General features: G+C 33.4%; 21 protein-coding genes and 1 pseudogene. 7 read left to right on the forward strand and 15 right to left on the reverse strand.

Annotated features, from left to right (window positions below; translation table 11 throughout):
- Positions 1-2: 2 nt before the first annotated feature.
- The 8 genes and pseudogenes from NMY3_RS00920 to NMY3_RS00955 all read right to left on the reverse strand — a co-directional run bounded on the left by NMY3_RS00920 (position 3) and on the right by NMY3_RS00955 (position 8,587).
- A complete protein-coding gene (locus tag NMY3_RS00920; RefSeq protein ID WP_196817086.1) occupies positions 3-620 on the reverse strand; it encodes a class I SAM-dependent methyltransferase in 618 nt (205 codons plus the stop codon).
- 1,517 nt (positions 621-2,137) lie between these two features.
- Positions 2,138-2,467, reverse strand: a complete 330-nt coding sequence (locus tag NMY3_RS00925) for a YnfA family protein (protein ID WP_425319416.1) — start codon at positions 2,465-2,467, stop codon at positions 2,138-2,140.
- Positions 2,468-2,477: 10 nt separating this feature from the next.
- Positions 2,478-2,834 (reverse strand): annotated as a pseudogene (locus NMY3_RS17005) (YnfA family protein).
- Between the two features lie 57 nt (positions 2,835-2,891).
- Positions 2,892-3,482, reverse strand: coding sequence for a dihydrofolate reductase family protein (locus tag NMY3_RS00935; RefSeq protein ID WP_196817088.1), 591 nt, complete (start codon positions 3,480-3,482; stop codon positions 2,892-2,894).
- A 479-nt stretch (positions 3,483-3,961) separates the two neighbouring features.
- Positions 3,962-5,344, reverse strand: coding sequence for an SLC13 family permease (locus tag NMY3_RS00940; protein ID WP_196817089.1), 1,383 nt, complete (start codon positions 5,342-5,344; stop codon positions 3,962-3,964).
- A gap of 669 nt (positions 5,345-6,013) precedes the next feature.
- Positions 6,014-6,295 (reverse strand): DUF2283 domain-containing protein, encoded by a 282-nt coding sequence (locus tag NMY3_RS00945; protein WP_196817090.1) that lies wholly within the window; start codon positions 6,293-6,295, stop codon positions 6,014-6,016.
- Between the two features lie 252 nt (positions 6,296-6,547).
- On the reverse strand, positions 6,548-6,997 hold the full coding sequence (locus NMY3_RS00950; RefSeq protein WP_196817091.1) for a hypothetical protein: 450 nt from the start codon (positions 6,995-6,997) through the stop codon (positions 6,548-6,550).
- Positions 6,998-7,321: 324 nt separating this feature from the next.
- A complete protein-coding gene (locus NMY3_RS00955; protein ID WP_196817092.1) occupies positions 7,322-8,587 on the reverse strand; it encodes a serine hydrolase domain-containing protein in 1,266 nt (421 codons plus the stop codon).
- A 420-nt stretch (positions 8,588-9,007) separates the two neighbouring features.
- On the opposite strand from NMY3_RS00955, the gene NMY3_RS00960 reads away from it, so the two are divergent.
- Positions 9,008-10,450, forward strand: a complete 1,443-nt coding sequence (locus tag NMY3_RS00960) for an amidohydrolase family protein (RefSeq protein WP_196817093.1) — start codon at positions 9,008-9,010, stop codon at positions 10,448-10,450.
- A 24-nt stretch (positions 10,451-10,474) separates the two neighbouring features.
- Here the strand turns inward: NMY3_RS00960 and NMY3_RS00965 are convergent, their stop codons facing one another.
- The 3 genes from NMY3_RS00965 to NMY3_RS00975 form a co-directional block, all read right to left on the reverse strand.
- Positions 10,475-10,711 (reverse strand): hypothetical protein, encoded by a 237-nt coding sequence (locus tag NMY3_RS00965; RefSeq protein WP_196817094.1) that lies wholly within the window; start codon positions 10,709-10,711, stop codon positions 10,475-10,477.
- A gap of 241 nt (positions 10,712-10,952) precedes the next feature.
- Positions 10,953-11,450 carry a hypothetical protein gene (locus tag NMY3_RS00970; protein ID WP_196817095.1) on the reverse strand — a complete coding sequence of 166 codons (498 nt, stop codon included), beginning with the start codon at positions 11,448-11,450 and terminating at the stop codon, positions 10,953-10,955.
- Positions 11,451-11,820: 370 nt separating this feature from the next.
- The gene (locus tag NMY3_RS00975; RefSeq protein WP_196817096.1) at positions 11,821-12,408 is read right to left on the reverse strand and encodes an SRPBCC domain-containing protein; all 588 of its coding nucleotides are present in this window, start codon (positions 12,406-12,408) and stop codon (positions 11,821-11,823) included.
- A gap of 94 nt (positions 12,409-12,502) precedes the next feature.
- Between NMY3_RS00975 and NMY3_RS00980 the strand changes: the two genes are divergently transcribed.
- On the forward strand, positions 12,503-13,474 hold the full coding sequence (locus NMY3_RS00980) for an AsnC family transcriptional regulator (RefSeq protein WP_196817097.1): 972 nt from the start codon (positions 12,503-12,505) through the stop codon (positions 13,472-13,474).
- 151 nt (positions 13,475-13,625) lie between these two features.
- Positions 13,626-14,246, forward strand: coding sequence for a DUF1326 domain-containing protein (locus NMY3_RS00985; protein ID WP_196817098.1), 621 nt, complete (start codon positions 13,626-13,628; stop codon positions 14,244-14,246).
- A 552-nt stretch (positions 14,247-14,798) separates the two neighbouring features.
- Here NMY3_RS00985 and NMY3_RS00990 read toward each other — a convergent pair.
- Positions 14,799-15,392: a dihydrofolate reductase family protein gene (locus NMY3_RS00990; RefSeq protein WP_196817099.1), complete on the reverse strand. Its 594-nt coding sequence runs from the start codon at positions 15,390-15,392 to the stop codon at positions 14,799-14,801.
- Between the two features lie 215 nt (positions 15,393-15,607).
- Between NMY3_RS00990 and NMY3_RS00995 the strand changes: the two genes are divergently transcribed.
- The 4 genes from NMY3_RS00995 to NMY3_RS01010 all read left to right on the forward strand — a co-directional run bounded on the left by NMY3_RS00995 (position 15,608) and on the right by NMY3_RS01010 (position 18,916).
- The gene (locus NMY3_RS00995) at positions 15,608-15,772 is read left to right on the forward strand and encodes a hypothetical protein (protein ID WP_196817100.1); all 165 of its coding nucleotides are present in this window, start codon (positions 15,608-15,610) and stop codon (positions 15,770-15,772) included.
- Positions 15,773-15,935: 163 nt separating this feature from the next.
- A complete protein-coding gene (locus NMY3_RS01000; RefSeq protein ID WP_196817101.1) occupies positions 15,936-16,313 on the forward strand; it encodes a hypothetical protein in 378 nt (125 codons plus the stop codon).
- Between the two features lie 480 nt (positions 16,314-16,793).
- On the forward strand, positions 16,794-18,053 hold the full coding sequence (locus NMY3_RS01005; RefSeq protein ID WP_196817102.1) for a DUF2334 domain-containing protein: 1,260 nt from the start codon (positions 16,794-16,796) through the stop codon (positions 18,051-18,053).
- Between the two features lie 461 nt (positions 18,054-18,514).
- Complete coding sequence (locus NMY3_RS01010; protein ID WP_196817103.1) at positions 18,515-18,916, forward strand: DUF1428 family protein; 402 nt, start codon at positions 18,515-18,517, stop codon at positions 18,914-18,916.
- 266 nt (positions 18,917-19,182) lie between these two features.
- Here the strand turns inward: NMY3_RS01010 and NMY3_RS01015 are convergent, their stop codons facing one another.
- The 3 genes from NMY3_RS01015 to NMY3_RS01025 form a co-directional block, all read right to left on the reverse strand.
- On the reverse strand, positions 19,183-19,413 hold the full coding sequence (locus NMY3_RS01015) for a hypothetical protein (RefSeq protein WP_196817104.1): 231 nt from the start codon (positions 19,411-19,413) through the stop codon (positions 19,183-19,185).
- Between the two features lie 492 nt (positions 19,414-19,905).
- Positions 19,906-20,520, reverse strand: a complete 615-nt coding sequence (locus NMY3_RS01020) for an MEDS domain-containing protein (RefSeq protein ID WP_196817105.1) — start codon at positions 20,518-20,520, stop codon at positions 19,906-19,908.
- Positions 20,521-20,528: 8 nt separating this feature from the next.
- Entirely contained in the window at positions 20,529-20,864 is a 336-nt protein-coding gene (locus NMY3_RS01025) for a winged helix-turn-helix domain-containing protein (protein ID WP_196817106.1), read from the reverse strand.
- Positions 20,865-20,896 lie beyond the last annotated feature (32 nt).

Below are 20,896 nucleotides of genomic sequence, written 5' to 3' on the forward strand. Positions count from 1 at the left end.
TTTTACTTTGAAATTACAACAAAAAGTGCTTTGGGTAATGGATTTAATGTGCCCTGATAAACGGTTTCCCTAATGCTTTGTACTTTGAATCCATTATTCTCAAATGTTTTTTTTATCATATCATATGAAAATCTGTAAGGTCCAGTATCTCTCATTGGTTCTTTTTCGCTAAAGCACTTTAAGAATAATAACCCTCCATCTTTTAAAATTCGGTGTACTTCCTCTGTATATTTTAATCTTTTTTCTGGTGAAATTACGTGAAAACATCCCCTATCAAAAATAAAGTCAAATTCGTTACTACATAGATGAGAATTTATAATATCATCAACTATAAACTTGATTTTATTGTTCTTTTTGCTATTATAACGAAATGATGCTTTACGGATTGATGTAGGTGACAGATCAGATGCAGTAACATCAAAACCTCTTTCAAAAAGTTTTATTGCTTGTGTCCCGGGTCCAGTCCCAAGATCTAGGAAGGAGCCTTTTTTGATTTTCATTTTACTCAATTCCAATTCTAAATCAGGATCAAGAGATTCATTATACCACGGCATGGATTTTACCTCTTGGTTCTTATATAGAGTTTCCCAGTCAGGAAATGACCTTGTATTTTCTGTCATAAACAACTTCTATGTAACAGGGAATAATATTAACAAAGTCTTTCTTTGGGATATTATCTTTTAGTTTCTGAAGCCATTAGGACATTGACAATCATAAATTCAGAGAATCGAACTTGGGACCAAAATTCCCTGAACGATAAGATTGTTGTTGCATCTCTGATATAATATACTTCACAATGGGTTAAAAAAAGATGCAATTATGAAGTGGACTGGTAGAGGTCAAGGTCTCAGTGGTAGTGGGGTTCTAATGCAATGGGATAATGAATGCGAAGATAGGTGTTAATGAAACCGCCAGTAGAGATACAAAAAAGGGTTAAAGTAAGGGTGCTACTTGAATCCTGAATCAAAGTCTCAGGCATAGGTTCCACCAACAAAGGATTAATCTAAACAAAAATTTGTAGAATTTAAGTGGAATATATAATGGACATATCTAATTTATCAGGTATTCGGGTCATCAAGTATTCGGTGCATCTCACACCAGAGACACCATCTTTTCTATCTGATTTACTATAAGCCAATTTTTTGAATATGGCTCTAGTATTAAATTCTATTGTAAGACGATTTTGAAACAATATCTGCTGCTAATTGGAAAGCTCAAATAGACATTAAATATCTCATTTTTGAATAAAAATGACCAGTATGGGGATTTTGTGACTAGGTGTAAAAGCAAATCTGGTCTTTAGGTGACTCTAAGGAGTTATTTGATGCAAAGTAAATTGCCCTACTAATAGAAATAAATCATCAAATGTGAATGGTCTTTTATATTAATTCATTGCATATTGTAGCATAACTGAAGGAGCGTCTTTTGACGATTGGGGGTTGTGATCACCATCCAGCACGTTATCTAAACTTTGAAGAACTATGGGCTATTGTCTTTGAGTGGTAATGAGATTATTTGCTATAAATATCATAAAGACATCAAAACCATAAACCCATTAAACCTCCTACTTTCTCTGCCTCTTACTCGAATTAAACGCAAGCAGTGCTGAAGAAGTACTAATGGTTTGTAAAATCTTTTACTTTAGCTTTGGCTTTGGTGATGGTGCCAATGTATTGTGGTGTAGTGTGTGACAGAGTAAGTATAAGAATCAGGTGTTATTATACGTCCATCAAGACAATAATTTGCATCTGGTTTGCTTCCCCGTTCTATGGAGCAACGAGGCTCTAGGACTTTCTTCGGCGGATGGGCCCTAGGCAATGGAGATGTTTCAATAATAACCCCCGACTAATGGATTTGGAAAATAAAATGTATCTATTCCTTTTCTGAATTGGTGATAGAGTGAGCTGTTTGAACATATCCCACTTCACCTCCACCAATTGGATAGCGAAATGCAAGTTGGGGCTAAAATCGATCCACCTGTAATCCATCCGATCTGACCATGCAAGTTTTGGTGGAAATACAAAAATTCACTCAGAAAGATGTGAATCACAGCACGGATGAAAGTCGTCCTCATCATGATAATCAAGGTACTTGGAATATGCTTTTATTCAAAGCAAACAGATTTTACAATATTTAGTTATTGTCTAGGAGCATAAAATATTATAAAGGCGCCTATAAGAACTATAAAACCTCCAAATATTTCAAATCTGTCGGGTCTTTTTTTGTCTATTGTTAAACCCCAAATGATTGCCATAACAACAAATATTCTTCCGTAAGCAGCATATACCCTACCAAAATTTGATGGCTGAAGAGTTGGAATCACTCCATATACGAATAGTATAATACCTCCAACAAGTCCGATGTTTATTTTTTTTCTCTCCCTTAGCCATTGCCATACAAGATATCCCCCTCCTATTTCAGCAATTGCAGCAACCAAAAACAATCCAAAAATTGAAATGATAAAGATCAGGTCATAATTATTCGGAAGTATTAATTCTAATTTTTTCTCCCTCTTTACGTGGATAGTAAAAAATAATGATGACGCCTATGCCAATAACAATAGTTCCAACTATATCATAAATATCTGGGGCCACTTCTTCAAAGAGATAACCCTAGGCCAAAGCCATTATTATGAAAATTCCCCTGTATGCGGCATATGTTCGATGGAAATGAGTTTTTTGAAATGTAGGAATTATTCCATATAAAAACAAAACAAAACCACCTAATACTCCAAATATCCAACTATAGCTTTCCCTTAACCATAACCATACAAGGTAACCGCCTCCTATCTCGCATATACCTGCAATAAAAAAGAAAAATAACGATATAAAAATGATAGAAAGTAAATCGGGTGGCAGAAGGATGGATTCATTTATTTGTATATGTTACTTTTAATTTTTCTTTACCTCATAATGAAGCAAAACCAGACCGCAGTCAAACACCTTTGATTCGATCAATGTAAGTTTTTGGATCTCTTTCAAGTCCCTAAAGATAGTCTTTCCGTTTCCAATTACAATAGGGACAACTAATAGATAAAATTCATCAATTAGCTTTTCTTTAATCAAGGAAGAATCGAATGAGGCACCACCATAAACAAGTACGTCCTCCCCATCTTGGTTTTTTAACTTGTTGATTTCGTCTTTGAGATCACCTTTTGCAATTTCAGTATTTGGCCATTCTGATTTGTTTAATGTTTTCGTAAAAACAATCTTTGGAATCTCGATCATTTTTTTAGCGAATGTATTCCAAGGATCATCAGGTTTGTTCATCCTGCTAGACCAATGTGAAATAAATTCATCGGCCATTTTTCGTCCCATGATAATGGTATCAACTGATTCTACTATATCATCAATATATTTCATACATTCATCATCACAAATTAACCAGTCCATTTCATTGTTGGGGCCTGTTATACAACCATCTACAGAAATTTCCACCTGTAGTTTTAATTTTCTCATTTCATCATTATTACTGTTATTCATGCATGATTCTTCACCATTTTCATTTGGATGATCATACAGTCTCTTCTAATTAATTCAATTGATTCAAAAAGACATTCTTGCAAATAAGGATTAGTCATAAGAAATAGAACATGCATATACCTAATAAGTATACAAGGGATCAAAAGTATATTATAATTGTATAAAGCTCCTTAATTTTATTTATACACATTGTTACCTTTTGATTTTCTTTTTTTGGTTTTCTAAATCCTAATATGTTGATATTACAAAATACATTGGATTTATAATCTCTACTTGACTAAATGGAAGCAATGCAACCCTCACCTATCACTAAGTAATTTATTTCCGATTGTATACAGCCGTTGGGTTCAGGTTAGCTGTGGGTTCAGGTTCGCTGTGGTAGTAGAGTTCAACCAGCACTGAGAGAATATTTCAATCACAGTATCATTTCTTTATGGAGATTTCTTGTTTTCATGGGAATCATAAAATAATACAATTTTCTAAACCCCATAAAGAATATAAAAAGCCAAAAATAAATAATATACAGTAATATTTAGTACCGTTATTATGGACCCTATTTTGAAGAATTCTACAAATGAGAACACCTTCATTCCTCTAGATTCGGCAGTTTGCATTATGATGATATTACTTGCAGCTCCAAATATGGTAAGATTACCAGCAATAGTACTTGCTGACGCTAACATTAGCCAAGCAGATACATCATCTTTATCAAAGCCATGCTCAATCATGAAATGATTGTAGATAACGACAAAAGGTACATTGCTAAGTATTTGACTCATAGTTATGCTTACTACAGAAATAATTGCGTTATTACGAAGCATGTTATAAGTTTCATTATAAGTATTATCTAGGTTAAATGGGGGAAAATAATCCATTATACTGGGAATTAGTCCGGATGTCCATAATGCGGACGTGAAAATGAACATACCAACAAAAAAGATCAAGACAGAATAATTTACATCTTTCAGTATACAAATTCTTTCTTTACATAATATGTATAATATAGCTGCACCAATAAGGGATATTATGCCAATATCAACATGAACCTCAAATAAAAGATGTGTTACCTCTGATAATATCATGGCTCCAATAGTAGATAAGAAAACCAATACAGAAATTTTAGCAAATCTATTGGTAAATGAAAATTGGATTGGTTTTAACTTATTTGAAACTTCACAGTTATCTTGATTTTCATTACTTAAATCCTTACTATCATTTTTTACATATAGCTCTTCTAAATGAGGAGATTTTGTAATCAAAGTCTTCTTATAATAAAGATGCAAAACTAAACCACTTAAAAATAGATTTATGATAGTAGGAGGTCCCAATATTGAAAGAAATGTCATAAAAGGTAAAGCCATACCGCTCTGACTAGCAATAAGTAGGTTTTGAGGACTTCCAATGGGTGTCATCGTACTCCCAATATTTATCCCAATAGCGATAGAAATTAACACTATCGATGGTTTAATTTTTAATTGGTTTGAAATGGATATAGCAAAGGGGATTAAAAGAATGGCTGCGGTATCGTTTACCACGAAAGCTGCCAAAAAGCCTGACAAAAATACAATTACTATGATAATATGATTCGCCTTTTTGATCCTAAGTAAGACTGTTCCAACTACGTAATTAAGTACACCAGATCTTTCGAGAGCAGAAGTAATACTAAACATTCCAAAAAGAAATATTATGACTTGAAAATTAATTGATTCTAAAGCAGATTCTATAGGAATTATTCCAAATCCTAAAACAAGAATAGATCCAATTGACATTATTATCCAGAATGGAAGATTGTTTAGTCTTATCCTTGCAATCAGCAGGAAGTAAACCAATAAAAAAATGCCTAATGTAATAATTTCATTCAAATCTGATGTACTTCCAAGTTATATCCATTTAATGAGAATTCACTATTAATTATTTTTTGATATTTCATTATTCTATGCTGCTATATTATAGCAGAGTCAGTATTTTCTATTTCCATCTCAAAACCTATCATTTTGGAAATGAAAAGAATAGGAGATCTTATGGTGAAATAAGGAAGAAGAACTATAGGAGTCCGACCATCTTGAAAGAGAGAATTCAATTGAATTCATAATTTGTGGATTAGAATAAAATACAAATAATCTTTTTCTTTTTTTATTTTAGTTCCATAGACTACTAACCTAACCGTTTAATCAATAGTTTTTTTGATCAAATTCATAATCATTACAAATTACTGGAATTAATTCGAATTTTAACTCAGGTTTATTATCCAACGCCTTAAAATGAATTGACATTAACAGTTCTCATCCGTAGGGATTAAGTGCCCTCCGATAGTAGAGTTCTAATACCACGATATTTTTCTTATGTGTCAAAATTAGCAGTGCGTGTTTGATGATATATAAGATTAGTTCTTTGGTTCATCCAACTTTTTATTTATTGGTTAGATATACGTATAGAAACAGGCTTTAAAGGCGTTCTTTCTTCAGATATCAAAATAACATGTAGTAACCTGGAGGGACAATCAATATGTAAATTATTTCTATCCTGTTTTACTAAAACTTTCCAAACTTATTCTTTAATTCTATAATATATTCATCGATGGCAAATTCTTTGAATTTGTCAGATTCTAAATTAGATAAACTATTTTCTATCTGTCTACCCACGACATTATGTTTGTCATCATTTTTCATGCCTAATACCTCTACTCCTACTGGCTTGTCGTTTTTATCCAAATCAACATAGATATTTTTGCTTATAGGTTCGGTTTTTACTATTTTATTATCTGTGAATTTGACGTATCCGGCATCTACATCATTATTATAATAAGAATTCATATTATCTCACACTAAGCTAAACTAGATCGAATCCGACCAATAAAAGTATGTCGGATTCTTTACTACATGATATATATGAGATTCTGCGATGAAGTTTCACAAAATCTAATCGATACCTAACTATAAATAATACAGATCCAAATCCTAGTGATACAGAAGTAATCATTTTAATAGAAATAATTAATTGTACTTGAATTAATCTTATATTAAATTAGAATTATAAACTTAAAAAAAAGATAGGTTGTTTTGGACTTAGCTTTGAGCTGCTGCGTTGCTACCAGAGTTTTCTTGGTTTTGAACGTTGATGTTGTTACCAGAGCCTACTGTGTCTCCACCAGATACTACCTGGCTGTTTTGGCTAGAGGATTGAGATTGACTGATGCTTTGGTCTGCAGAGTTTCCGCCACTGTCGTCATCATCGTCTTGTGCTAATGCATTGTTTCCACTGTTCTTTTGGTTTTGGAAGTTTACATTATTACATGATAGAAATGTAGTTCCACCAGAAGCACACAAGGCATTTTGAACTGAGGCTTGTGATTGAGATATTGATTGCTCAGCATGATTGCCTTTTTTCTTTTTGGTTGCAAAGGCATCATTATCCATCGCTACAATGGGACTTGCGAAAAGAGCTAATGCGACCACTATTGCGATTGATGCTACAATGAGTTTTTTATTTTTGTTGTGAATATTTGTTTTATTCATATCTTTGATACAATAGAAAAAATATATTGGGATTGCTAACTAGATGCAATACCCTAATATTCTAGCAGTTTTAGAATTAGCTCATGAGATCTCAAACTAGTCCTATAACATTGAATAGCACAACAAATTCTTTGATCCGATTAAGCGTATAAGTGCTTGATATCTGATAATTTGGTGTGATATTTAGTAACTATCTGGGCGCGTGGGGATTAAGTTCCTATTGATAATAGAATTCTAACGTAAATATTCTAAGTAAAACCAATTTTTAAGTAAACTATTAAAAGTTACACAATGAGAATCATGAAAAAAGATAAAAAATGAACTTTATTGGTCAGGATAGTAAAGAAGGAAAGGTACAGCAATTTTTAGCATTTCAATGGGGGGCACGTCTGTGAAGAAACAACTACACAATATTACCAAACCTATTTGTTTATCTGGATTAAATCCAACAAATGAGCTATAGCCATCTATACCTCCATTATGCCATACTACCTGAGTGCCTAAATTAGTTGTACTAAACCATGACAGTCCTTCGTATGCATATGGTGTTGATTCATTTCCTGATGGATCTGGAAATGGTACTTGTAGCTCATAGAATGGATATCTAATTGAATGAGTTTCCTCCATAGCCGAATTGATCTTTGTATCTATTAATCCTAGGTTAGCTGAAACATATTTTAACAGATCATTAGCTGTAGAGTACATCGCACCTGCAGCTTGAACTTCTTGAGGTAAGAACACCAATTTGCTTTCATTTCCAACCATATGACCTGCTGCAAATCTTGATTTAATATCTTGAGGTATCAATATGCCAGTTTTATTCATTGCAAACCCAGTACTATTCATTCCTAACACATTCAATATTCTGTCTTCGATGAGTTGAATTAGTGGAACACCCATCTTCAATGAGATGGCCTGTCCAACCATTCCCATTCCGATATTAGAATACTTGGCTACTGTTCCTGGCTCATCTTCAAATGTTGAATTAGATAGAAATTCATATACTTGTTGAGTTGTATAGTATTTATTCCATATCCACCCTGAGGGCCAATATGGTAATCCAGAAGTGTGTGTAGCTAGATCGCCTAATGTGATCTTGGATCCATTATATGAAGGAACAGTGACATTGGAAGGAAGATACATTTCCAAGGGATCGCTTAATTTCACTACACCCTGATTGACTAAATCAGCCAAAACAGTAGCAACGAATGTTTTTGTAACGGAACCTACGTCAAATATCGTATTTCCATCAACTGGTGTAGGATTAGATTTAGATATATTACCATATGCAGATACTTGAGTACCGTTTGGAGTGATAACCCCTACTACAATTGCTGCAGGTATAGAGGAATTAGAAGAAATATTACTAGCAATTGTTTTGTTGCCAAACAAATGTTCCAAAACTCTTGGTTTGTATTTATCCAAAATTGCCTTTGAAAGATCATTTATTTCAGATTGATTCAAAGATGATGATTGCAGGTTGTTCTCTTTTGGGTTTTGGGCTGATACATGAATGTTCCAAGATTGAGAAAGACTACTTGCTGATAAAATGATCGATACTATAAAGAATGCTACAAATGATTTAGCCAAGGAATGATACCTTTTCAATAGCGTGATTATAATTGGCCAATATTTAAAGTATTAATCCAAGAATGGATTTCATTCCACAAAATCTAGTTATTTTACCTTTTATGATGAGTCATCATCAAAAATACTTCAACCCATTAACCAAATAACACCGTGATCATCAGTAGACAGAAATGACTTACTAAAGCCCTGTTTACCAGAAAGTACTATATTAGTCATTAAACTACGTACATGCAGATCAGTTTTGAAATTGATATCTCCCGAATATTGATGAAAGGTAGTTTGGGCGCGTGGGAATTAGTGTCCTAGTGCTAGTAGGTTCTACAACACTGGCTAAAATAGATAATTTAAAAGAAGGCATCTTAATAACTAGAAATCAATCACTATAATCGGAGTGTCAATTTATTATTGATGTCAAAATTTGTGACAAGTCTCGATAAAAAGATATTAACAAACTCAATTACAATCATATTAATTTTTTCCATTGGCTATAATATTTTTGATGTTTTTACTTTTGTGAAAGCAGAAAGAATCAGTCCCTCCAATACAGATAATTCACTAGGAGAATCCTTGCTAGAACTACCACCTCTAAAGTCAAATAAAGCAAAATCCACACAAAATGATACAGACTACTCACATAATCTATTGATTCTATACAATACTAATACTATAGATGGTGACTCTAATGTAAGATCTAACTCCACAATAATCACAAGTGGAAATAAGATTATAGATGTAATCGATAAAGATAGTCCTGACAAATATTATTTTTATAAAAATAATACCAATTCGATTCTAATCGACCTTTCAGGTAAATACATTATCCCAGGCTTATTCGATATGCATGCACATGTAGCTGGGGTTATGAAAAACTCTTTCAACCAAACATACTCAGATGAGGCCCTGCAGCGGCTTTTGGCTTTTGGGATTACAACCATCAGGAATCCTGGTGGCCCTACCGAGTTATCTGGGGGTTTGAAAAATAATGTGTCCTCTGAAAAAGTAACAGGCCCTCAAATATTTACTGCCGGAAGATTATTAAATTCACCTAATATTTCAATACCTTTTGTAGAAAAGAAAGTTAATTCAGTATCAGAAGTTGATGAAGAGATTAATAATCAGGCAAAAGCAGGAGTTGATTTTATCAAATTGTATGTTGGTCTGACACCTGATCTAGTGAAGGAGGCAATAGATAAAGCTCACTCTCTAGGACTCAAAGTAATTGGCCATCTATATTTGACAAGTTGGACAGAGGCAGCTAATGACAAAATTGATTTCCTTACTCATGGTGTACCAGTAAGCCCATACTTACTATCATCTCAGAATAGGGAAACTTTTCTAAAATACGGTGATGGTCCTTTTGCTCATTTCCTTTGGTTACAACTAGTCTCGGTCAATGGTAAAGAAATAAATGAAATGATAGAGTCCTTAGTAAAAAATAATGTATATGTCGATCCTACGTTGAGCGTTTATGAGTCAATGGCAAAGGATGATCCAACAAACGGTCAACATATATGGCCTAAAGTCTTGCAGTTAACAAAAAAAATGTATGATAATGGAGTAAAGCTTTTGACCGGCACTGATATTCCAAACTTTGACCTTGCTCCAGGAAAAAGCCTTCATCATGAACTGGAATTGCTTGCAAATGCAGGAATACCCACATCAAATATTATTCAGATAGCTACCAAAAATGGTGCAGAAGCCTTAGGAATATTAAATTATACAGGGACGATTGAGAAGGGAAAAGAGGCTGATCTAATAGTGCTTTCATCAAATCCAGTTGAGAACATCAGTAACACAAAAAGTATTGAACTGATAATCAACAACGGTAAAATTGTTAATAGAAACAGTTTGTTATCAAAGTAAACATTTTATAGAAAATTATTTGTCTTATTCTAGATAAGTGTGTGAATGGGACTTTAACAGTCTAAGTAAAATAACAAGATCCATCCACAAAAATGCATAGTCTAAAGACACATCCTTTGTCGATTTTATTTCTGGAAAATGAGGAAAAAAATCATCATTTGACCCCTTTGACAAACGCCCAACTCTATTCTTATTTGTTTGACATTCTTCGCTAGTTCTGGGGACATAAATATATAGGCAAGTCTTGATGCTTAGTTCCATTACCATGGATACCAATAACAGTTCTCATCCGTGAGGATCTGTGTTATATTAGCCTAGCCAGATAATTAATGAGTAGTCTGAGCGCCAGGGATTAAGTTCCCAGTGGTAGAGGGGTTAATAAACTGATCAATAAGGCTATTTATATAACGGTTAAATAATCAAACAGCTGGTCGGGCTTTGAATTCATTGGATGCATGGTAACAGTCAAGATATTTATGTATAATGAGATCATTCAGAATTGTCAAAAACAACCACATTCTAAAATCTTCCAAAGGCAGAAAAGTGGGCTTAACAAATAAACTTGTAAAAATTTGTTTTCCCGTATGTTCTTATAGTAAAATGCTTCTTTAATAATATCAAGGGCTACTTTCGGCCACCCCGATACCCATGTTTCTTCCATTGGACTTGGAATTTGGAGATTGTTATATTCCACATCTTGTTTATTGATCTTAAAAAAACAATTCATTATTTCTCCACTGTCATTGTTTATCAGGACAGGATTAGAGTCACAGGACAAAAACATATTATTAGTAATTTTAATTGGTTTTCCATTTTGTAATATGGAGATAGTATCATCTAAAGTATTAGCTAATCCTATGCTTGCATTTTGAATGTTGTTTTCTTTTATTATTTTTGCTGCTTTTATCCAATCAAATGTTTTTAATGATTTAGTCTTCGTTCTATTATGATTATGATTATGAACATCCCCATCACTATCTGTATTAAATCGATCCCACAAAACTCTAATACCTCCTTCCGTCCAAGTTGACTCTTTTGATATGCCGACAAAGCTTAAATTTGATATGACTAATTTTTCTTAAAATAAATACTAGTTTGTGCAATTAGCAGTGGTAAAAGGCATTTATTGTTGTTAATGAGGTAAGAAGTTGTATATTGTGAACACTTTATTACGCTCAAGAAATTTAACGTAAGTTATTACAAACATCGTTGGCTCAGGTATCGCCAATGCAATTATTCTATTAAAGGTTCTATGGTCTGTTCCCTGTGGCAATGGGGTCCTAAGACCAATAGCAATATCTTATCAGTTGCAAATGATCTGACTACCAAGTTTTTTTTGAGTCAGGCTACTTAAGTATGCGATAGCCTTCTCACGTTGAATACAATCCTTTGACCTCGGCAAACCGATGTGCCCAATTGGGCGGTACTTGATTGTTTAGAATGGCTTCTAGTCGATCTAGGTATGCATGCCAACCAGGGGCGAAAGTTAAAGCTGTCGATTTCGTGAGGTGGTTGTGAGTCACAATAAGAAGCGTATCTGAATCGCCATTCTGCTTGAGCTCCCATCGGATAATCGATTCAGGTTCTCCTTTGGGAAACATTTGATTGGGAGCGATAAACCACTCATGTTCAAAAACGCGATGAAGATCAAAGACCAGAATATTCCCTGTAACATGAGATCCAGATACAACATTCAAAAGATCAATCGTACCGTCCTTGTACCCATCGAATGTTCCTTTGTAATCTGGCAACCATCTGAATATTTCTTTTTGTTCTGTAATTGCCTTCCAGACTATTTCTTTTGGATGCTTAAGTCGTCGTTCAAACCTTATTGTTCCATACTTTTCTTCAACTGTTATTGTTCCTTTAGATATGGTATTAGGAGATTCTCCACTGCGTTTCTCAATTGTAGACAATTGTTGTATAACTTTTTTATTTGTTGTTTCAAACTCTTTCATACCCTAATAATACCTATACAGATACTTATCTTTAGGGGAAGCGAAACTCCCAACATTGGACAACTTTATAACTCACTTTTGCAATAAATGAGTGATGACTGCGGACGAAGGGGCAGTAGTACTTGATAAAACTGATCTGACTATTCTTTCCACATTAGCTAGGAACTGCAGATGGTCTTATAACAGCATAGGTTCAACAGTAGACTTAACATCAAAGAGTGTAAAGGCACGAGTCAAGAAGATGATACATCAGGGAGTCATCGAAAAATTTGTAGTTAGAGTTAATCCTGCAGCTTTTGGATATAAGGTAGATATTATACTTGTAAAAACTAGTAATGGAATAGATAAAGATGATGTCATTGAGCGTGTAAAACAGCTTGGTGACATTGCATACCATGTACATCATATGGGAAGAACGTGTGTGGCTGCCCTAATCATCGAAAAACCATTAGATGATCTATTTGTCCAATCATTGAATCATCGCTTAGAACCTGCAACTGTTGTAAGTATCACTACTTTAGAACGCCGCGTTGAATCCATTAATTTAAGTGAAACGGATCTGAGAATAATAAAGTGTTTATTGTTCTCAGGTGCGAGGACAGAGATATCGGACATATCAAGGGAAGTTGCTATTTCTGAAAAAACCACGACTAGACGCCTTACTAGAATGAAGGAGGCAAACATATTAGATTTCTCAATCCAGTGTAGTCCATCTGTGATGATAGGATATATTCAATTTGTTATTCCGATTATCACCACAAAATTTCATCGTCGGAGTGTACTTGAACGCATGTACTCGGAATTTCAGGCGAACATTTTGTACAGCCCTAGTGTAATTGATTCAGAGGATAGGCTGACTTTCGTACTCTTTAGCGAAAATGTATTTACAATCGATTCTGTTTTGGATAAGGTAAGTTCCTTTGAAGGGGTTAAAAGTGCGGATGTATATATACTTACAAAATGGCAATATCATGACGATTGGATAATGAAAATAATTAGTAATAGGATATCACAACGACAACCGTTTTTATATAGATCTATTAAAATAAATAATACCATTTATTAATAACAGTTCTCATCCTCGCTGATTAAGTTCTGAGTGGCAAAAGGTTATAATACAATTAGGAATATTGAACAATCAATAATAATACAATAAATATTATTGGTGTAAGGGTATTATCGATGTTTATTTATACTACTTACATATTTTATTATTTATGACAGCAACAAATATAAAGTGGAAGATGGAAGGCGACTACTTTGAAGGCTGTAATTGTGACTCAATATGTCCCTGTATATTTAAGGGAGACCCAGATGAAGGTCATTGTGATGTAACTGTAGCATGGCATATACAAAATGGAACATTTGATGATAAAGTTAGTCTTGATGGAATTAATGTGGTAGCGTTATTCCATGCACCTGGAAATATGTTTACAGGTCCAAAATGGACTGCAGCCCTATATATCGACGAGAAGGCAACAAAAGAACAAACCGATAGTCTCGTAACAATATATTCAGGCCAAGCAGGAGGCTTTTTTGCTGCAGCTACCAACTTGATTGAAAAGATGTTAGGAATAAAATCAGTACCAATTGAATTTGGTGTGGAGGGCAGACGTCGTTGGTTACAAATCAAAGATTTATTGGAACTTCAAATTCAGGGAACAGAAGGTGCGGATCCCAATAGAGAAGCGTTAGTGACCAACCCTTCATTCTCGGCTGCACCTGGGTCGGATCTCGTAATATCAAAATCTAGTAATTATTCATATAATGACTACGGAATGAAATGGGATAATTCCGGCAAAAACGGATTCTATTGCAAGTTCAAATATTCATCATAATGATATTTGAATAATTCAGATTAATGAGCTAGTATCATCATTTTGGTAACCATATTTATTGCCCAATAATAAATTACAACTCATCCAACTTCTAAAAAACTTACTCTTACTTTCTAGTAAGGGCAATTTTTCCATAAAGAAATTAGAAAGGATCAGGCTAGGTTCATGGTGAAAAGATTGGAATACTTATATATTCTTCCATTATAGTAACAGTTCTCATCCTTGAACTAAGGTCACGATGGTAGTAGGGTTCTATAATATCTAATATCACAGAGCTCTTTGACCGGATTATTCATATTAGTGCTTAATATCTAATGGATTTGAAATGATATTTAGTAACAATCTAGGCGCTTGGATATACGATTCAAGGTTGAACGTAATCACAGCATTTAATGACACGGAATCAGGTAGAATTTGGATAAGATCTTGAAGAGATATTAGCGTAGGAGTGATCCGGAAGGGTGTCTTTACACAGGTCGTTCATGAAATGGAATAGAATAATACACAGAAAAACCAAAGATTTTTCCATCTATTTATTCAGATCTCATGTTTTCAATTTCTCTTTACTTCATAGTGGAGCAAAACTATTCCAGGGTCAAACGTCATTGATTCAACAAGGGATAATTTGCGAATCTCTTTCAAGTCCCCAAATATAGTCTTTCCATTCCCAATTGCCACAGGATTGATAAACAAATAGTATTCATCAATCAAGTTTTCTTTAATCAAGGAAGAATCAAATGAGGCACCACCATAAACTATGATATCGCCACCTTCTTGGCTCTTTAAGTTTGTAATTTCTTCCTTTAGATCGCCAGTTGCTATTTCAGTATTTGGCCACTCGGATTTGTTTAATGTTTTCGTAAAAACAATCTTTGGTGTTTCTACCATTTTTTTAGCGATAGAGTATTCGGGGTCGTCAGGTTTGTTAATAACATCAAACCAATAGGATATGAAGTCACTTGTCATTTTTCTTCCCAGAAGAATGGTATCGACTGGCAGATGCAACTTGTTTACATATTCTTTGAGTTTTTCATCCCAATTCCAGACCAACCAGTCCATTTCATTGTTCGGTCCTGCGATACAACCATCCATGGACATTTGTACTTGTATCTTTAATTTTCTCATTTCCTTTTTGTTATCGTCCATTTATTCATTCCTACTATAATTCCCCTAAGGATCTTGCTATCTCCTTCTTGTTTAATTTCACCGACTCAAAAAAACTTTCTTGAAAATTAGGATAAGTCATTGGTAATAGGACATGAAGGGTCCTAATAAGTATAGAAGGGATCAAAAGTATATTACAAGTCAGATTCCTTTTATGCAGTAGCACGGCATTAAAAAATGAAAGTTTATTTAAAAAGATGTTATCCATAGTAAACGATAACAGAAATAAAATGAGAGAACTAACGGAAATGGACATAAATCCATCAAACGAGGGGATTAACAAATATGTAGACGAAGTATTAGGTATTATTAAGCAAACAAGAAGTCATGAAAATTCGAAATTACCAAGTGAGTTATCCTAATACTCTTCTGTTTTTACTTCTGTTCTTTGTTTTGGTTATTAGCTATAAAACATTTATGGTACAAATGACAAAGTAAATCGACATTCTCAATCCTAAACCAGTGAACACAGTTAGGTCCTTGTATCAATTTACTTATTATCTATATTATGTAAAGCTGATTACAATGAAAACAAAACTAATCTTTAGTTTCGGTCTAATACCATTAATTTTAGCAACACTATTTTTGACTGTTGCTACTAGTATGGATGCAAATGCTCAAAACAATACAGCACAGGTATCACAACAACCGCTTGATCAAACTGCTGATCCACAACAAATCAAGAATTATCTTAATGGAGCCATCCAGGCCTTAGACAGCGGTAATAATACACAAGCAGAACAACAATTAGACTTAGCCGATGACCAAATGGAAATATTGACAGGGTCTGCGGCTGTTGAAGATGACGACGCGGAAGAGGAGGAAGGAGTAGAAGAAGGACCTGGTGAAGATGCTGATGAACAAGGTGACATCGACGTAAACGATAAAGAAGATACTCCCTGATAAATTGGATTCAAGGTCAGTTTATTCAAAAGGAATAAAATATTATATAATACATTTACCTTTTTTTGTTAGTTTAAAGGGACCTGAAATAAGATTAGAAACCAATACAATTATACTTTTCAATACTAATAAAAAAGATCTCAACAATTGACGAAGATCTACATGAACATTCCGATCCCATAATAACCTACTAAAAAATTGATTTGATTTTCAATAGGCAAAATAACCATCATATGCCATAATATTAATAAATTGTAAATTCGATAAGTGGTTAGTTGCTGTACCGACCAAATCACAAAATATTTTGGAATTTCCTTAACTTTTCATTTGTAATTTATTTCAGCAACTTGTAAGATGTAAAAATAGATAGCCCTCATTCAAAAACAGATGATATGGAGTGATTATCTGATATAAGTATGGTCCATTAGAGTATGACGATAATGGACGATTTAAAAGCATTAATGATATCTTTAGTAATAGATGACGATTACTCCACTATTAGGACCCAACGGTAAAATTCCTATTTTAATTCGAGATGATGATACTAATTTTTTTACGAAGGGCAATATGCTAGAATCAATATATTCTAACGCATGGAATAATCAATTCAAAATAAGTCTATCTGTGATACCTTATCAAAAGACAATTAATGATGTTTGTGTCCCACCCGATTTCAGGAACTTTCCAGAACATCATTCCATTGAGAACAATGAAGGATTATGCACATTTTTAAAAGAAAAGATCAGACACAATAAGATTGAGATTGTTCAACATGGTGTAACTCATGATTTAATTGATGGTCGAGGAGAGTTTAGTCAACAGATTGACGGAAAGAATGAAGATATAAACAGAACTATAAAAGATACATTTACTCATTATTATAGGTCACTAAATACAGATCACAATGGAAAGAACAGCAAGATGGGTTTTGAATCCTATGTAAATATTGGAAGGGATATAATAAAAAAATCCCTTGATATTAATCCAGTTTTGTTTGTTCCTCCATTTGATGACTTTTCTACGCACAATCTAAATCTCCTATCATGTCTTAGCATGATTCCTATCTATGGGCAATCAAACTACCATAGATTTTTTAGATCATCATATGTTCCCAATTATTTTAAAAAATATTTTGCAAGTAAACTTTTAAAAAAATTTGCCAATGTGGGATTTATTATTCCCTTTATCATGTCTAATGTCGATTACTATAATAACAAGCATAATCAGGGAATAATGCTATATATCCCTAGAAGGCTAAAAATAAATCCTATTTCAAATTCCAATAAAAATGCAGAAAATAAGAAAGGATCTTCACAAACATGTGTAAAATGGATATCCAATACCATCTCTTATTCCATAATTCAAAGAACACCTCTAGGTATTCTAAACCACTATCATCATTATTTTTATGATTGGAATTATGATTCTATTACTAGAAAAAACTTGTTTGAACAATGGAATCAAATATTACAGCTGCTCAGTAAAATTCCCTTTTCATGGAAGACAACCTTCTTCGATTTATATCAACGAATAAGAAAGATAAAAAAAATTAATATTGCATTTACAGGTCAAAAGATAACTATAAAATCAGGTAATGAGTTGATTAAAGAAATCTCTTTTAAAGTAGACAAGGTACTACAGTCAGTAAAAGAAGATATAGTTTATGACGAACAAGATAAGACAATAATTACCATTGATCAATTAAAGCCTAATTCCACATTTGTTTTTTATGTCAAATAATGGACAAAATGAGTGTACATAATACTGTGAAAAGTACTCCCCATAATTGGAAAAATTAATAACTCAAAACTACGAAATGCATCAGACCATATGTATCATATATGGTCAATAATAAAGCAAAGTAGAACTCTAGCCAATTTCGAAATTTCTCATCTTTGCTTGAATACATCCATGGAATACGATTCAAGGTCGAATAGAATCTATGACTACTCTATGAAATCAAATAAAAAAAGCAACGTTACATCCATACATTTTGAAATTATCCGATGATTTACCATACTAACTGTCAGGTCGTAGTTGAATATTGGAAATGGATCCTACTTCGGTTGGGACCATCAAAAAATATTATACCAAATTAAATCAATAACCATTTCTAAAACCGACTTAGTGAACGATTATGTAACAATGATATACTATTGATCCCTTTGTTATTTTTATAATATCAAATCATATCTATTCATATGAGTAGTTCGTATAACTTTGAACACCAAAAGGATACCGGCGGTCTGATCCAAATTATTTTTATCCGCGCCCCAAAGAAGAATCATGATGCCTTAGCAAAGATTGGCAAGCAAACGGATGATTTTTTTAGGAAACACGGCGTGTCAAAATTTGTGTATAGATTGAATGCAAGAGAAAACATGATGGATTTTGTAAATGTATCAAAAATTATTTCTGCAAATGATGACGAAGATGTAAATTTAGAAATACTTTCCTACAGAGATGCCAAGCATGTAGAAGAAGTTATGAAGGCTATGGAAGGCGATAAAAGGGCAAACGAATTGTATAAGGAAGCCATGGAACTCATTACTCCTGGATCAATAGTGTTTGGTGATTTTAGTAAGTTGGAAAAAATATCCTGAATAGTCGTTCTCTTTCTACAATTTTCAAAAATTCATAAAATCAATATATAGATTTTTTACACTTTTCCAAATGTTCAGCCCCTTATGAATATATCCGTGTAAACACCATTCGAGGTTGAATAGAATCTAGAACTAATTTGATGTGAGCGTTTGGAAGAGGGTCCAAATCCCGGTGAATCATAATATCATTGCTAGATAACAGAACATGGAGTTTGGACTCGTGGGGATACGATTTAAGATGGAATGTAATCTTTAATCTTTTTAGATTAAGCGTCCGTTGCACTTTCACAGACTTCCCTGGTATTGCCTTCTACAGACATACATCCTTCAAGAAATCCTTGATGATAGTCATCTCCGCAATTGTTGTAAGTTCTCTGATTAAAAGGATGATCCTCCCCATCGACTATGCCTCGTTCAAAACAACTGATTTCATTACTACTTGCATTCACGGAGGTTATACCTCCGACGGTAATCAAGAGGATTGGTAGTAAGGTCAATATTAATCCTATTTCATATGATAAACCTCTGATTCGATAAGTCTCTATACGAAACCTATTTTTCATCATGAACTAATATATCAGTTATTATTTATGTTTTTATTCTATGGGTCCTATTTATAATGATATCCAAAATGAGAAGGTAATGTAACTAGCCAACAGGTAAAGTTTGTTGTAAACACTGCAAGATTTGTAATCAAGGAATGGCCCATCAGAATATTAGCTATATAGGAAATATTTTTGCTTGTCAAGTTCAATTTTTATCCCTTAATTGAATGCATCCATGGGGACAAGTCTTGTTCAAATGCCTACCTTCGTGTTATCAAAATGAGAATCTTTGCAGTTAACACATCAAGGGGTGATTTGAACACTGTTGCAATACTCGACGGGACAAATACAAAAATCATCATTTTATAGATTACTTATTCAATTTTATCCAACAAAAAATTCAAAAAAGGCCTTGACTGTGGTCCTTCAGCTCAAATTTCTTCATTATTCTTCATCCTCAAGCAGATTAGTATCAAATGCTACTGCTTTATAAGGTTCTGATGCGTAGATAACACAGTGATGAACTTTCAACAGATCGTGAATCCATCTTGGTCTCATTGATTTTTCTATTTTAGAGATATCATAAAAACACATTTGCGAATTATTAAAACTATCAAAATTATTATGCCCAACTTCTTCCAAAACAATGCCTAGTTTCATTCCTTCCTCTGTTTCTGTATCTGTTATCGTTCTTCCTGCAAATCTAAATGGTGGCTTCATTCCTATGGTGGCATCTTTTCTTATATGCTTAAGCACTCCTAAAGTATCTAGTTTATTATCATCCAATCTTTCAATGGTATAGATACGTAACAAGTTATTATTTTTATAATATCTTACATCAATACCTTCCTTGTTTAATTTATTTTCAATCTCATCTGGATTATCTGAAGTAAAGAAAATACATGATTCACCCTTATTAAGCCCATTTAAAAAATACCTAGCTATTATCCAAAAGGCATATTTTTGGTCATCATATAATAACACGATATGTTTGTTTTTTTCTAATTGGTCAACAAATGTCAGTGGGTAATAAATTTCACCGTTATTATCATCATGCATATCCATTTTTAATTTCTCAACCCCACTACTTTCGATGAATCAAAGTATCTTATACCCATTTCTATCAAAAAGGAAGCAATTCGGTCAAAATCCCTTAAAAAATCTCTTCCTTTGGGAGTTATTTGAAGTGGATTCTTTATTATCATTTTATTGTTCTCTAATTCATTAAGATACTTGGCAAGTTTATCATACGCAAGATTGCTCCTAAGTTGTACTCGAGTAGGCTTTACTTTACTATTACCATCACCACTGTCATTGTCAACTAGCTCATCTAAAATACCTTTGAGTATATCATGATATAATTCCATTTTATTACGCTTTGGTTTTGGCAGATCAATTAACAACTTTTTTTCTTATTAATAAACCTCCCCTTGGG

It is taken from the genome of Candidatus Nitrosocosmicus oleophilus, assembly GCF_000802205.1.
GTDB classification, from domain to species: domain Archaea; phylum Thermoproteota; class Nitrososphaeria; order Nitrososphaerales; family Nitrososphaeraceae; genus Nitrosocosmicus; species Nitrosocosmicus oleophilus.

Bases quoted from the DNA above. Each gene is read 5' to 3' on its own strand.
- NMY3_RS00920 (WP_196817086.1), bottom strand. From the start codon at position 620: ATGACAGAAAATACAAGGTCATTTCCTGACTGGGAAACTCTATATAAG.
- NMY3_RS00935 (WP_196817088.1), bottom strand. From the start codon at position 3,482: ATGAATAACAGTAATAATGATGAAATGAGAAAATTAAAACTACAGGTG.
- NMY3_RS00945 (WP_196817090.1), bottom strand. From the start codon at position 6,295: ATGAATTCTTATTATAATAATGATGTAGATGCCGGATACGTCAAATTC.
- NMY3_RS00950 (WP_196817091.1), bottom strand. From the start codon at position 6,997: ATGAATAAAACAAATATTCACAACAAAAATAAAAAACTCATTGTAGCA.
- NMY3_RS00965 (WP_196817094.1), bottom strand. From the start codon at position 10,711: ATGGAACTAAGCATCAAGACTTGCCTATATATTTATGTCCCCAGAACT.
- NMY3_RS00975 (WP_196817096.1), bottom strand. From the start codon at position 12,408: ATGAAAGAGTTTGAAACAACAAATAAAAAAGTTATACAACAATTGTCT.
- NMY3_RS00980 (WP_196817097.1), top strand. From the start codon at position 12,503: ATGACTGCGGACGAAGGGGCAGTAGTACTTGATAAAACTGATCTGACT.
- NMY3_RS00985 (WP_196817098.1), top strand. From the start codon at position 13,626: ATGACAGCAACAAATATAAAGTGGAAGATGGAAGGCGACTACTTTGAA.
- NMY3_RS00990 (WP_196817099.1), bottom strand. From the start codon at position 15,392: ATGGACGATAACAAAAAGGAAATGAGAAAATTAAAGATACAAGTACAA.
- NMY3_RS00995 (WP_196817100.1), top strand. From the start codon at position 15,608: ATGTTATCCATAGTAAACGATAACAGAAATAAAATGAGAGAACTAACG.
- NMY3_RS01000 (WP_196817101.1), top strand. From the start codon at position 15,936: ATGAAAACAAAACTAATCTTTAGTTTCGGTCTAATACCATTAATTTTA.
- NMY3_RS01005 (WP_196817102.1), top strand. From the start codon at position 16,794: ATGACGATTACTCCACTATTAGGACCCAACGGTAAAATTCCTATTTTA.
- NMY3_RS01010 (WP_196817103.1), top strand. From the start codon at position 18,515: ATGAGTAGTTCGTATAACTTTGAACACCAAAAGGATACCGGCGGTCTG.
- NMY3_RS01020 (WP_196817105.1), bottom strand. From the start codon at position 20,520: ATGCATGATGATAATAACGGTGAAATTTATTACCCACTGACATTTGTT.